This is a genomic window from Paraburkholderia ultramafica (assembly GCF_902859915.1).
Lineage (GTDB): Bacteria > Pseudomonadota > Gammaproteobacteria > Burkholderiales > Burkholderiaceae > Paraburkholderia > Paraburkholderia ultramafica.
Window position 1 is genome coordinate 141,367 of sequence record NZ_CADIKK010000010.1, and the last position, 12,727, is coordinate 154,093.

At 63.2% G+C, this 12,727-nt stretch carries 8 protein-coding genes and 3 pseudogenes; 8 read left to right on the forward strand and 3 right to left on the reverse strand.

Annotated elements, in window-relative coordinates; translation table 11 throughout:
• Positions 1–4: 4 nt before the first annotated feature.
• Positions 5–241, reverse strand: coding sequence for a hypothetical protein (locus HV744_RS12935; RefSeq protein WP_175149897.1), 237 nt, complete (start codon positions 239–241; stop codon positions 5–7).
• Between the two features lie 166 nt (positions 242–407).
• Here HV744_RS12935 and HV744_RS12940 point away from each other — a divergent pair, with 166 nt between their 5' ends.
• The 4 genes and pseudogenes from HV744_RS12940 to tkt all read left to right on the forward strand — a co-directional run bounded on the left by HV744_RS12940 (position 408) and on the right by tkt (position 3,471).
• Complete coding sequence (locus tag HV744_RS12940; RefSeq protein ID WP_175149898.1) at positions 408–671, forward strand: hypothetical protein; 264 nt, start codon at positions 408–410, stop codon at positions 669–671.
• 53 nt (positions 672–724) lie between these two features.
• Entirely contained in the window at positions 725–895 is a 171-nt protein-coding gene (locus HV744_RS12945) for a hypothetical protein (protein WP_175149899.1), read from the forward strand.
• 15 nt (positions 896–910) lie between these two features.
• Positions 911–1,075, forward strand: a pseudogene (locus HV744_RS12950) (cupin); the annotation flags it as partial.
• Between the two features lie 311 nt (positions 1,076–1,386).
• A complete protein-coding gene (tkt, locus tag HV744_RS12955; protein WP_175149900.1) occupies positions 1,387–3,471 on the forward strand; it encodes a transketolase in 2,085 nt (694 codons plus the stop codon).
• A 490-nt stretch (positions 3,472–3,961) separates the two neighbouring features.
• Here tkt and HV744_RS12960 read toward each other — a convergent pair whose 3' ends face one another.
• On the reverse strand, positions 3,962–4,864 hold the full coding sequence (locus tag HV744_RS12960; RefSeq protein ID WP_175149901.1) for a YihY/virulence factor BrkB family protein: 903 nt from the start codon (positions 4,862–4,864) through the stop codon (positions 3,962–3,964).
• 189 nt (positions 4,865–5,053) lie between these two features.
• On the opposite strand from HV744_RS12960, the pseudogene HV744_RS12965 reads away from it, so the two are divergent.
• The 3 genes and pseudogenes from HV744_RS12965 to glgX form a co-directional block, all read left to right on the forward strand.
• Positions 5,054–5,359: pseudogene (locus HV744_RS12965) on the forward strand (ATP dependent DNA ligase); the annotation flags it as partial.
• A gap of 470 nt (positions 5,360–5,829) precedes the next feature.
• Positions 5,830–6,291, forward strand: coding sequence for a response regulator (locus HV744_RS12970; protein ID WP_175149902.1), 462 nt, complete (start codon positions 5,830–5,832; stop codon positions 6,289–6,291).
• Positions 6,292–6,852: 561 nt separating this feature from the next.
• On the forward strand, positions 6,853–9,069 hold the full coding sequence (gene glgX / locus HV744_RS12975) for a glycogen debranching protein GlgX (RefSeq protein WP_175149903.1): 2,217 nt from the start codon (positions 6,853–6,855) through the stop codon (positions 9,067–9,069).
• A 191-nt stretch (positions 9,070–9,260) separates the two neighbouring features.
• Here the strand turns inward: glgX and HV744_RS12980 are convergent.
• A pseudogene (locus tag HV744_RS12980) lies at positions 9,261–10,115 on the reverse strand (NAD(P)/FAD-dependent oxidoreductase); the annotation flags it as partial.
• 294 nt (positions 10,116–10,409) lie between these two features.
• Here HV744_RS12980 and HV744_RS12985 point away from each other — a divergent pair.
• Positions 10,410–12,554 (forward strand): hybrid sensor histidine kinase/response regulator, encoded by a 2,145-nt coding sequence (locus HV744_RS12985; protein ID WP_175149904.1) that lies wholly within the window; start codon positions 10,410–10,412, stop codon positions 12,552–12,554.
• The last annotated feature ends 173 nt before the right edge of the window (positions 12,555–12,727 follow it).

Here is a 12,727-nt window from a genome sequence, read left to right on the forward strand (position 1 = left end):
CGTCTTATCGCTTCGCCCCGAGCGACGGCGAAATCGTGCTGCCACGGCCCGGATCGTTCGGCTGCTCGTCGGGCATCGTGGGCAGTGCCGACAACGGCGGGTGCGAGCGATAGCAACGGTCGATCGACGTGTCGATCAGGCAGCGCTGGAATGAGTCGGCATCGATTTTTTGCGCGAACTTGTACAGGGTTCGTTCAACCTGCACTTCCGTATCGGATATGCGAATCGTCGTGATCGTCATGACGTTCCCCTTTTTACAATGAATGTCCCGGACCTCCAGCCTTGGCGCCGCAACGGCTGTGCCCACCGGGCGGCAGTCGCGCTGCCGTCGCTCGCATTGCGCGATTGATATGGAGGGGACCGAATGTTGCTTCATTCAAGGGGGGCCCCAAATCAAGGAGAGCGCCATGCAGGACACCAAACCCACTGAAAGCCGTGACGCACCAACTATCTCGCCGGAAACGAAGGCACGCAACAAGCCCAGCGGAGCGCACTACGTCGAGCCGAGCCCGCTCGGTATCGAGCCGGTGGAGCAAACCGGAGTGGACAAGCAAACCAATCCGCCGCGCTCGAGCGAGCGGCCGGCGCAGACCGCCGAAGTGCCGCTCGGCACCGGCACGCACGCCGAGCCGCCGGGCGGCGGTGGGCGCGAATCGCAACGCAAGAATTGATGCGGCGCGCACGTGCTGATGCACGTGCGAGTGGAAAACCGAAGGAGAGTCGTATGCAGCAGAACAGCGAAGCAATCAATCCCGGCGATGCAGCGCCGCCCGACGCGCCGGGTGTCGGCGAAGATCCGTGCGGCGCGTGCCACGGCACGGGAAAGGTGGAAGGGACGCGCTGCATGGTGTGCGGTGGCACGGGCAAAGTGCTGCAAGGTATCGGCGGAAGTTGACCTCGAAAGTTGACCTTTCAGGTGGTGGCCGGCTATCCGGAGGACCAGCAGTGGGACATCCGCCGCGAAGCGCTGTCCCCGCAAGAGCGGCAGGCGATGGACGCGTTGCCGTTCCCCGCGCTGGACCCGATCGACGGCAAGCATGGCCCGCTCGTCGAACATTGGCTGCATGCGGCTTGATGCGGCGCGAAGGCACGCGTGTTGGTCGCCGTCGCGTGCCCTTGTGTGCCCACGCCGTCAAGCGGCGCAACCGTCAGATAAACGAGCCGCCGCCGCAAGCCCACTGAAAGATCCGCCTGCGCTCAAACCTGCGCTCAAACCTCGAGCGCGCCATAGTATGTAAAGCGCCGTGCAGAGTTGCGCGCATCGGCGCATCATCGGTGAGCCTCGCTGCCGTTCCTGATGCGTTGTTCCCTGCCAACACGGTTCGCCGGCCCGCTCGATCAGCGCGACCCGGCCGTCATCTCCACCGTCGAACAAGGAGTGTTCCCATGCAAAACGATCCCGCCCTCGATCAGCTGTGCATCAACACGATCCGCACGCTGTCGATGGACGCTGTGCAAAAGGCCAATTCCGGGCACCCCGGCACGCCGATGGCACTGGCGCCGGTCGCCTACCATCTGTGGCAAAACCATTTGCGCTACGACCCGGACGAGCCGTTATGGCCGAACCGCGACCGCTTCGTGCTGTCGGTCGGGCATGCGTCGATGCTGCTGTATGCGCTGCTGCATCTGGCCAGCGTCAAGGCCGTGGACCACGGCGGCAAGCCGACCGGCGCGCCCGCCGTGTCGCTCGACGACATCGGGCATTTCCGCCAGCTAGAAAGCAGGACGCCGGGCCATCCCGAGTTCCGGTTGACCACCGGCATCGAAACCACCACCGGTCCTCTCGGCCAGGGGCTCGGCAACAGCGTCGGCATGGCGATGGCCGCGCGCTGGTATGAAAACCGCTTCAACCAGCCGGATGCGCCGCTGTTCGACTACCGTGTCTACGCGCTGTGCGGCGACGGCGACCTGATGGAAGGCATCTCGCACGAAGCGGCGTCGCTGGCCGGCCATCTGCAGCTGTCGAACCTGATCTGGATTTACGACAGCAACCGCGTGACGATCGAAGGCCACACCGACCTCGCGTATAGCGACGACGTGGAGAGCCGCTTTCGCGGCTACAACTGGCACACGCTGCATGTGGACGACGCCAACGACGCCGCTGCGTTCGAAGCGGCCCTGGTCGAAGCGAAAAGCATCACCGACAGGCCGACCCTGATCGTGGTCCAAAGCATCATCGGCTGGGGCGCGCCGCATAAGCAGGACACGTCGGCCGCGCACGGCGAGGCGCTCGGAGTCGAGGAAGTCGCGCTCGCGAAGAAAGCGTACGGCTGGCCCGAGGACAAATTCTTCTACGTGCCCAACGGCGTGCACGAACGTTTCGCGGCGGGCATCGGTGCGCGCGGCAAGGCGGCGCGCGCCGAATGGCTGGCGAAGTACGACGCGTACCGCAAGCAATATCCCGAGCTCGCGCGTGAATTCGCGCAGATCGATGCGCATGAATTGCCGGCTGGCTGGGACAGCGACATTCCGGCCTTCGACGCGGACCCGAAGGGCCTCGCTTCCCGCGACTCGTCGGGCAAGGTGCTCAATGCGATTGCCGCGCGCATTCCGTGGATGATCGGCGGCGCAGCCGACCTCTCGCCGTCCACCAAGACCAATCTGAAATTCGAAGGCGCGGGCAGCTTCGAAGCCGATAACTACGGCGGCCGCAATCTGCATTTCGGCATCCGCGAACACGCGATGGGCGCGGTGGTCAACGGGCTCGCGGTGTCGAATCTGCGGCCGTACGGCTCGACCTTCCTGATTTTCAGCGACTACATGAAGCCGCCAATCCGTCTGTCGGCGATCATGGAAGTGCCGGCCATCTACGTGTTCTCGCACGATTCGATCGGCCTCGGCGAAGATGGTCCGACCCATCAGCCGATCGAGCAACTGGCGTCGCTGCGCGGTGTGCCGGGGCTGACCTTGCTGCGTCCGGGCGATGCGAACGAAGTGGCCGAAGCATGGCGCGTGGCGATGCAGGATCCGCAGCGGCCGTGCTGCATCGTCGTGTCGCGCCAGGCGTTGCCGACGCTCGACCGCAGCCGCTACGCCGCGGCGAGCGGCGTGCGCAAGGGCGCGTATGTGCTCGCCGATGCGCCCGCCGGGCAGAAGCCGCAGGTGATCCTGATGGCGACGGGCAGCGAACTGTCGTTGTGCGTCGATGTGTTCGAGAAGCTCAAGGGCGAGGGCATCGCGGCACGCGTGGTGTCGATGCCGTCGTGGGATATCTTCGACCGCCAGGACGACGCGTATCAGGAGTCGGTGCTGCCGGCTGACGTGGAGGCGCGTGTGGCCGTCGAACAGGCTGGCGCGCTCGGCTGGGACCGCTATGTCGGCCGGCTCGGCGCGAAGGTGGTGATGCGCACGTTCGGCGCGTCCGCGCCGATTGCCGATCTGAAGAAGAAGTTCGGCTTCACGCCGGAGCGTGTGTATGAAGCGGCGCAGCAGCAGATCGCGCGGGTTCAGGCGAAGCGCGGTTCGGCGTAGCGTCGTAACGTGCGGAGAGGTGCATAGAGGTGCATAGAGGTGCGTAGAGGTGCGTAGAGGTGCGTAGAGGTGCGTGGTGAAATAGCCGGCGGTGCTGTTAAGTCAAGGCCGCCGGCTTTGTTGTTTACTCGTGCGTGCTACCGCTTGATGCCTCTCTCGAAGCATCGGACCGTCGCCGACCGGTCGTCGATCTATTCGCCGCAATCGCAGGATTTGCCGCCGTATTGCAAGATTTGCACGAGCGCACGCAGCGGGTAGGTGGCGGCTTATGTGGTTTCCTGAGCGCAACCGGCTCGCGCGCAATGCGTCGCGATCACGGACTCGATGCCGTTTTTCGCAGCGGCGTCGCCGCGCTCGTCGAGCGTGTTGCGATAGGCGCGCGATGAGCATCGCGCGTGCGCCGCCTGGTTCTGGCGTGCTCGCATCCGGCTGGGTCACGGCGCGAGGCCGGCTCGCAGCGCATGCTGCGCTTTGGGCGGCGAGCGCGGACTCAGCCGGTTTCGATTTTAGGCTGTGGCGCCTGAAGCGGTTCCCGGCCGAATCGTTCGTATTGCGAAATCACCTGCGCGCCGAATAACAGCAGCGTAGCCAGCCATTCGAGGCTGATCAGGATCACGATCGCCGTGGTCAGCGAGCCATATACGACGCTGACCTGAGACAGTGTCGCGAAGTACCAGACCAGCACGTGCCGCGTAATCTCCCACAAGACGGCGGCGACCACGCCGCCCAACAGCGCATGTTTGACTGACGGGCGCCCGACTGGCATGACCAGATAGATCGACGTCAACACGAAGATCTCGCCCGCGAGTCCCAGCAGATACAGCATCACCCGTGCAGGCCCTTGCAACGAAACATGCAGGCCGAACAGTTCGACGCCCTCGGCCCCGATCGTCTCGAGCCCGCTCGACACGCATGTCACGATCAGCAGGCCCACGCCGAGAAAAAGAATGTAGCAATACGGCAGCAACGCCGAGAGCAGGAAGTGCCGTCGCCGGATCACCACGCGGTGGACGAAAATCAGCGACATCGCGTTTTCGAGCACGGTAAACGCGAGCGAGCTGAAGAAGATCATCGTCAGCAACAGCACCCAGCCGATCACCGCGCGATGTTCGAGGAAATTGGCAAGCTCCTGGACCAGCGCATTCGACTGGCCCGGCACCAGCCAGCGCAGCAGATGTGCGAGCGCCGCCAGCAAGACCTCTTGCGGCACCACCCGCGACAACACGATGACGATCAGGATCAGCAGCGGCACGATCGACAGCAACGCGTAATACGCGACCGCGCCCGCGAGCAGCAAACCCTGATTCGCGCGAAATGCCTTGAGCGTCTGCAGGATGAATCGGCCGGGATGTTTCGCGATATACAGCGCGTGCTGGTCGAGGATGATTTGCATGAGACCCTCGCGATGCGAGTCGGAGCCTGCCGGCTGGCAGCCAGTATCGACACGCCTGCTTGCTTTATATACCGTAAGCAAGAACGCAGCCAGACCACGCGCCGCGCATGCCAGGACCTGGTGCGGTGGTTGCGCGAGCAAGGCCTCGAAGCGGGCGCATTCGATACGCAATACGGTGACGATACCGTCGAAGCGGATGGCGTGCGCACTCTTGTGCCGTTTGCGAAAGCCTATTCCGGTCTCACTGATGAAGAGATGCATCAGGTGGATGCGATCGTGCGCAAGACCACCGTCGAAAAGTTCGGGCCGGTGCGTAGCGTGACGCCTACGCTGGTGTTTTAAATCGGCTTCGAAGGGATTCAGGCGAGCCCGTGTCATAAGTCGGGCGTGGCGGTGCGGTTTCCTCGCATGCTGCGTTGGCGTACCGATAAACAGATCGACGATGCCGATACGCGGGCGATGCTGAAAGGCTTCATCGACGATCGTGCGGGATAACCCGCTGAGCGCAAACCCCTAAAACGTTGGCGCTTTTTCAACGCACTTCCTCGCTTATTCTTTGCATATGGCAACGCTGCTGATGTGCATGGAAAACGCACATTAATTTTTCTCGTAGTGGCACCAACGTTGCGCGCAGCCAGATCGATCAATCACAAGAAGAAGCTTGGCGCGATGCACGCGGCAAGGGCGGCATGCAGCACGGAAGTGCGCTTTATCGACGCCGCATACGTGAGATTCACTAGTGTCTGGATTGAACGAGCCGAATGAATCGACAAGCGGCAATTTATGGCGTGAGCTATGGTGGCGAGGTGTGCCGCTTGCAGCGGCGCTTTGACGGTGGCGCCGAGTAAATCGAAGCTATCGCATGGCGAGCGATGCGCTTGATTCACGCGGTGGGAGCGGGGCTTGCGCGCGTGTTCCAGAACGCCTGTCAGTGACGGTGGCAGACGGAAAAAGCCAGGGAGAAGATGGTGAGGTTCGACGACGCAATGGACGAGAACGACGATGTCGTGGTGTGGCGGCCTATCCGGTATGCGATGGCCTCGCATCGTCGCGTGCTGGTGGTGGACGACTATCGGGAAGCGGCGGAGGCATTGCAGATGCTGCTGAGCGCCGATGGATTCGACTGCCGTGCGCTCGTTGACCCGTTCGCCGTGTGTGACATGGCGCGCGAATGGCAGCCGTTCGCCGTGGTGCTGGACATCAAGATGCCGGGATTGGATGGGCTTGAACTGGCGCGTCGTCTGCGGGCGCATCCGGAGACTTCGCATATGCTGCTGGTTGCCTGTACCGCATTCGCTTCGCGCGACGATCGCGCGCGCGCCAAGGCCGCTGGTTTCGATGCGCATTGCGCCAAGCCGCTGACGCCGGAGCGTCTGTTGCGCGTGCTCGAGTCGGCGGCGGCACTGCATGTCGCCGGACCGCTGTAATGGTGGCGGCATTTGAACAAGTACTTAATGTGATCGACCAGCAATGATTGCAGTTGAAGCGGACCGTGGCATCGGCTTATTGTCAGCTTCATATGATTAAGCGGAAACCCTTAGCGTAAAGCGCATCTTCTGCAACACGTTGCCAAAAAACGCATCGCGTCAGCATGCGTGAATTCAAGAATCTGGCATGCGTGATCGTCTTTTCTTCCGATTCCTGTTTAAAGCGTCAACTACTCCCATCTATCCTCTGCGCAAAATGCCGCGGCTGTTTTCGCGGCAATCTCACGCCTGGTTGCACGGATGAAATGAAACGGTAATCTGGCCACGGCGAGTAATCGCATAAGGACGCGGGGCGTCTGGTGAACAAGGCGGCGATGGTTACCGCCGGATACAGCGGGATTGACCTTCGCGAAGGATCTGGCGCCCGCCAATCGATGAATCCACGCCAGCGATCTCAGGTCCGGATTTTGCTGCCTCAGCGAGCTGACTGTTCGACGGACCAATGGTCCACGCTACACTAAAGGACGCGCGCGAGCGCCTCTTGCGTCCACAGGAACCACTATGTCATCCCAGGCTAGCTACACGACGCGCATCTCGGAAGGCACGCCTTTTCCGCTTGGCGCGACATGGAACGGTAGCGGTGTGAACTTCGCGCTGTTCTCGGCGCACGCGACCAGCGTCGAACTGTGTCTGTTCGATGAAACCGGCCAGAACGAAATCGAACGTATCGAACTGCCGGAGTACACCGACGAGGTCTGGCACGTGTTCGTGCCGAACCTCAAACCGGGCGCGGTCTACGGCTATCGGGTCCACGGTCCGTACGAACCGGAAAACGGCCATCGCTTCAATCCGAACAAGCTGTTGCTCGACCCCTACGCGAAAGCGCACATCGGTGAGCTGAAATGGGCGCCGGAAATATTCGGCTATACGCTCGATTCGGAAGAGGGTGATCTGTCGTTCGACGAGCGCGACAGCGCACCCTTCGTGCCGAAGTGCAAGGTGGTCGACGCCAATTTCTCGTGGAGCCATCCGGAACGCAACGCGCTGCCGTGGGAGCGGGTGATTTTTTATGAAACCCATGTGCGCGGTTATACCCAGCGTCATCCCGGCGTGCCCGAGAAGCTGCGCGGCACCTTCGCCGGGCTCGGCCAGCAGGTCGTGCTCGACCACATCCGCAACCTCGGCGTGACGTCGGTCGAATTGATGCCGGTCCAGACTTTCGTCAACGACAGCCATCTGCTCGACAAAGGCCTCACCAACTACTGGGGCTACAACACGATCGGCTTCTTCGCGGCCGACCCGCGCTTCTTCGCATCGTCGACCGACTCGGTGGCCGAGTTCAAGGAGATGGTGGACCGTTTTCATCAGGCCGATCTCGAAGTCATTCTCGACGTGGTCTACAACCACACCGCGGAAGGCAACGAACGCGGCCCGACGATCTCGTTCAAGGGCATCGACAACGCGTCGTACTATCGGCTGATGCCCGACGAGCCGCGCTATTACATCAACGATACCGGCACCGGCAACACGCTGAACCTGTCGCATCCGCGCGTGCTGCAAATGGTGACCGACAGCCTGCGCTACTGGGTGACGGAGATGAAGGTCGACGGTTTCCGTTTCGACCTCGCGACGATTCTCGGCCGCGAGACTCACGGCTTCGACGAAGGCGGCGGCTTTCTCGATAGCTGCCGGCAAGACCCGGTGCTCTCCAGCGTGCGGCTGATTGCCGAGCCGTGGGATTGCGGTCCCGGCGGCTATCAGGTGGGCGGCTTTCCGCCCGGCTGGGCCGAGTGGAACGACAGCTTTCGCGACACGGTGCGTGAATACTGGAAGGGCGACGAAGGCAAGGTCGCCGATCTCGCCACCCGCCTGACCGCTTCGGGCGACAAGTTCAATCATCGTGGCCGGCGCCCGTGGGCCAGCGTGAACTTCATCGCCGCGCACGACGGCTTCACGCTGAACGATCTCGTGTCATACAACGACAAGCACAACGAAGCCAACGGCGAGGACAACAACGACGGCCACTCGGACAACAAGTCCTGGAACATGGGCGAGGAGGGTCCGACTGACGATGCCGAGATTCGCCAGCAACGCGAACGCCAGAAACGCAACCTGCTGGCCACGCTGCTGCTCTCGCAAGGCACGCCGATGATGCTCGCGGGCGATGAGTTCGGCCGCACGCAGCAGGGCAACAATAACGCGTATTGCCAGGACAACGAGATCAGCTGGGTCGATTGGGACGCCATCGACGACGACGGCCGCGCGCTCACCGAGTTCGTCAAGAATCTGACCACGCTGCGCCACCGTCTGCCGGTGCTGCGTCGTGGCCGCTTTCTCACCGGCGAATACAACGAGGCGCTGGACGTGACCGACACACGCTGGCTCTCGCCCGACGGCGCGGATATCTCGGGCGAACAATGGGACGATCCGTCGATGCGCTGCTTCGGCCTGGTGATCGACGGGCGCGCGCAGGCGAGTGGCATTCGGCGCCTCGCGTCCGATGCGACCTTGCTGCTGGTGCTGAACGCGCATCACGACGTCGTCAATTTCACGCTGCCCGAGATTCCCGAGGGCGACCAGTGGACCTGCCTGCTCGACACCAATATGCCGGTGCGCCCCGAGTTGCCGCAGTTCAGCGCAGGCGACGAGTACCAGGTGACGGGCCGCTCGCTGCTGCTGCTCGCGCTCGAAGCGCCGAGCCGTGCGACCCAGCGCGTCTTCGACCGGCTGGAGGAGCAACTCACCTCCGACGATGGAGAAAGCCCCGGCAGCGCCTGATGGCCTGTGACGCAGACCGGCGGCGAGCGTGCGATCAGCGCTGGCAACGCGGGTGTTTTTCCTTGTGCGCTGTCATAGCGGCTTCTCCTTCAAGGTCGACGATAAAGCGCGACAAACCACGCGCACTGCTCAAACCTCAATATGCCGGTGCACTTGCAAAGCGATTGCGATTCGCACACCCTTCGCGTGCTCTAACGAGCAGCAGTCGCTCCATTTTCGATAATCTCCAGCGCATCCGCGCGCGACAATCCCCGTCCCATCGCATCGATCAAACGCGCGGTATGCGCTTCGCGTTCGCAGGCGAGCACCGCAAGCACGTTACCGTCCTGCAGATACAGCGCGACGAATTGCTGGCCCTCGAGCTCGCCATCGACGACGATCTCGTCCCACTGGTTCGCATGACCGAGATATTCGAAGTGCTTGCCGAAGTGATCGGTCCAGAAATACGGCACGCCGGCATAGCGATTGCGCGCGCCGCACATGTTTTGCGCCGCGATCCGCGCATGCTGCTGCGCGACGCGCCAATGCTCGATGCGCAACGGCTCCTGATTCTCGTGCAACGAAAACGCCGCGATGTCACCCGCCGCATAGAGCCCCGGCGCGGCCTGCATGCCCGCGTTGACGATCACGCCACCATCCTTCTGCAACGGCAGGCCTTCGACAAAACCGGTCGCCGGCGTAACGCCCGTGCCCAGCAACACCACGTCGGCGGCGACGTGCTCGCCGCCTTCGAGCATCACCTGATGCACGTTGCCTTCGTCGCCTTCGAGCGACGTGACCTTCACGCCGAGATGGAACACCACGCCATTGCGTTCATGCAGCGCGCGAAACATCGCGCCCGCGCGCTCGCCGAACTGCTTTTCGAACGGCACTTTATCGGGCGAAATCACGGTGACTTGCGCGCCGCTCGTGCGCAGCGCGGCAGCCGTCTCCAAGCCGATGAAGCTGCTGCCGAGGATCGCCACCTGAGCGTGCCGGGCGTCGTCGCCGAGCGCGTCGATCATTGAAGCAAAGCGCAAGCGCCTGCATGTAGCCACTGCATCGAGCGGCTGTGTCTCGCGCCGTGCATTCGGTGCCGCGCCGCAACACAAGCCGAAATACGATGGATGACTATCCATCAGCAATCGATGTGCCCGATCAACACTCGTGGATCAGCGCCGATGCCTCGTTCAACATGCGTTGGAAGAACGGCCGAAGTGCGGTAAATTTCGAACAAAGGGAGATAGCGCACGAACACCGGCGCGGCCCATCGTCCGCAATGCGCATCCACAATGCGCAGGTGCAGCGAGCATGTGCAACGCAGTTCCCCGATCGTTTTCGAATTTCATGGAGATCGTCCCGTGCAGCGTGCGGAGCGTGTCGCAGTCGATTTCCCGATGCCGTCGCGCAATTTCGCGGCGACGCGGCGCATGCTTCTGATCGTGCTCGCCGTTTCGATTGCGTTTCCGCTGGCCTGTCTCGTGGGCTATGGCTATTTCGACTACCAGCGCCGGATCGCCGATTCGAACGACATGATCGACCGGCTCGCGCGCGTCGCTGAAGAGCAGGCCGTCAAGGTGCTGGACCTGAACCAGCAGATGGCCTCGCGCATCGTCGAATTGCTGGGTAACGCGGACGACACGCAGATTCGCGCGCGCGAATCCGAATTGCACGACCGTCTGCGCGCAATCGGCGGCGACTTTCCGCAGGTGTCGTCCGTTTATCTGCTCGGCGCACAGGGTGACCTGCTGGTGTCGAGCCTCACATATCCCGCGCCGCCTGTTTCGATCAGTCAGCGCGAAGACTTCATGGCCGCGAAAGCGCTGCGCCCGCAGCCGTATTTCTCGTTGCCGATGTTCGGGCCGCTGTCGAAGACCAATGTGTTCACCACCGCAACCGGCCGCTCGGGCGCGGATGGCCAGTTCCTTGGGGTGGTCTCGGTGGCGCTGCGCAGCGACTACTTTGCGCGCTTCTATCGTGAGTTGACCGATGGCGACACGTCGCTCGTGCTGGGTCTGTATCGCCAGGACGGCAGTCTGCTGGTGCGCTATCCGTCGTGGCCGGCGACTGCGAAGCCGACCGCGCAGAGCGCCTTCAGCGCGGCGTTGCGCGACAAGGAGCTATTCGGGCACGTCCGTTTGAACTCGACGGTGGATGGCGTCGAGCGCCTGCTCGCGTTTCGTCGTGTCGGCGATTACCCGCTCTATGTGGTGAGCGCCTACGCGACGTCGTCGATCGCCGACGCGTGGCGCCGGCATTTCATCCTGATCGCGGCGCTCACGGCCGTACCCTGCATCGCGATCTGGCTGCTGGTGTTCCACTCGCTGCGGCGATTGGCCGGCGAGCGCCGCGCGTGGGAGCGCTGGCAAGGCGAAGTGGCGATGCGCTTGTCCGCCGAAGCATCGAGCCGGCAACTGCAGCGCATGGGCGCGCTCGGCAATCTGGTCGCCAACGTCGCGCACGACTTCAACAACCTGCTGATGGTGGTGGCCGCGAACATCGAACTCGCGCGGCTCAAGCGCTACAACAACCTCGAAAAGGAAGTGCTCGCGATGCAGCGCGCCACCGCCACCGCCGAAGCGCTGACGCGGCGCCTGTTGAGCGTCGCGCGCAAGCGGCCGCTCAAACAGGAAGCGGTCGACCTTGCGCGCTGGCTGCCCGGCGCGGCGCCGCTGATCGACGCCGCGCTCGGCGACACCGTCGAGTTCGCGTTGAACGTGGTCGATAACGTGTGGCCGGTGCTGGCCGATCCGACCGACCTCGAATTCGCGATCATGAACCTGGCCGTCAACGCGCGCGATGCGATGCCGCGCGGCGGCCGCTTCGTGATTCGCTGCCAGAACAACCGCCTCGTCGGCAGCGATACCTTGCTGCCGGATGGCGAATACGTGCTGATCGCCTGTTCCGACGACGGCGAGGGCATGTCCGAGGCGATCGCGCAGCGCGCGTTTGAACCGCTGTTCACTACCAAGCTGCGCGGCTCGGGCACCGGCCTCGGGCTCGCGCAGGTGCTTTCGGTGTGCGAGCAGGCGGGCGGCACGGCGAAGCTCGACAGCGTGCCGGGCAGCGGCACCACGGTGCGGCTTTATCTGCCTCGTTATCGCGAGAGCAAGGCGGCGGACGTCGAAATACCGGGGCAGCCGGCGCAGACGCCGGCGAGTGTGGTGCTGCTGGTGGAAGACAACGAGGACGTGGCCGCGGGTGTGACGGCGGTGCTGGAGACCTTCGGCTGCGAGGTGCGTCATGAGCCGACCGCCGACCAGGCGCTCGACGTGCTCAGCGGCGGCGCGCGCTTCGAACTCGTGCTGTCCGACATTCAGATGCCGGGCAAGCTCAACGGCATCGACCTGGCGGAAAAAGTCCGCAGCGCGTGGCCGTCGCAGAAGATCGCGCTGATGACCGGTTACGCCGATGAACTCGAACGCGCGCGCCGTCTGGGCGTGGCGATTCTCGCGAAGCCGTTCAATATCGACGAACTGCATGCGCTGGTGGCTTGCGAGCCGTAAGCGTCGCCGCATGCGGTGCTCGTCCCGGCGTGTTCGAAACGGTTGAGCACTCGCGGCATGGCGCTTGCTGAAAATGACCGCAGCATGGGCGTCGAGCGCAGCCTTGAAAACCTCCGATGGGTCCGTGCGCCAATCCGTCAGGAGCTTCCCCATGACACTCGGGCGCGGCAGGG

Excerpts from the sequence above, each read along its gene's own strand:
- HV744_RS12935 (WP_175149897.1), bottom strand. The coding sequence starts at position 241 with ATGACGATCACGACGATTCGCATATCCGATACGGAAGTGCAGGTTGAA.
- HV744_RS12940 (WP_175149898.1), top strand. The coding sequence starts at position 408 with ATGCAGGACACCAAACCCACTGAAAGCCGTGACGCACCAACTATCTCG.
- HV744_RS12945 (WP_175149899.1), top strand. The coding sequence starts at position 725 with ATGCAGCAGAACAGCGAAGCAATCAATCCCGGCGATGCAGCGCCGCCC.
- tkt (WP_175149900.1), top strand. The coding sequence starts at position 1,387 with ATGCAAAACGATCCCGCCCTCGATCAGCTGTGCATCAACACGATCCGC.
- HV744_RS12960 (WP_175149901.1), bottom strand. The coding sequence starts at position 4,864 with ATGCAAATCATCCTCGACCAGCACGCGCTGTATATCGCGAAACATCCC.
- HV744_RS12970 (WP_175149902.1), top strand. The coding sequence starts at position 5,830 with ATGGTGAGGTTCGACGACGCAATGGACGAGAACGACGATGTCGTGGTG.
- glgX (WP_175149903.1), top strand. The coding sequence starts at position 6,853 with ATGTCATCCCAGGCTAGCTACACGACGCGCATCTCGGAAGGCACGCCT.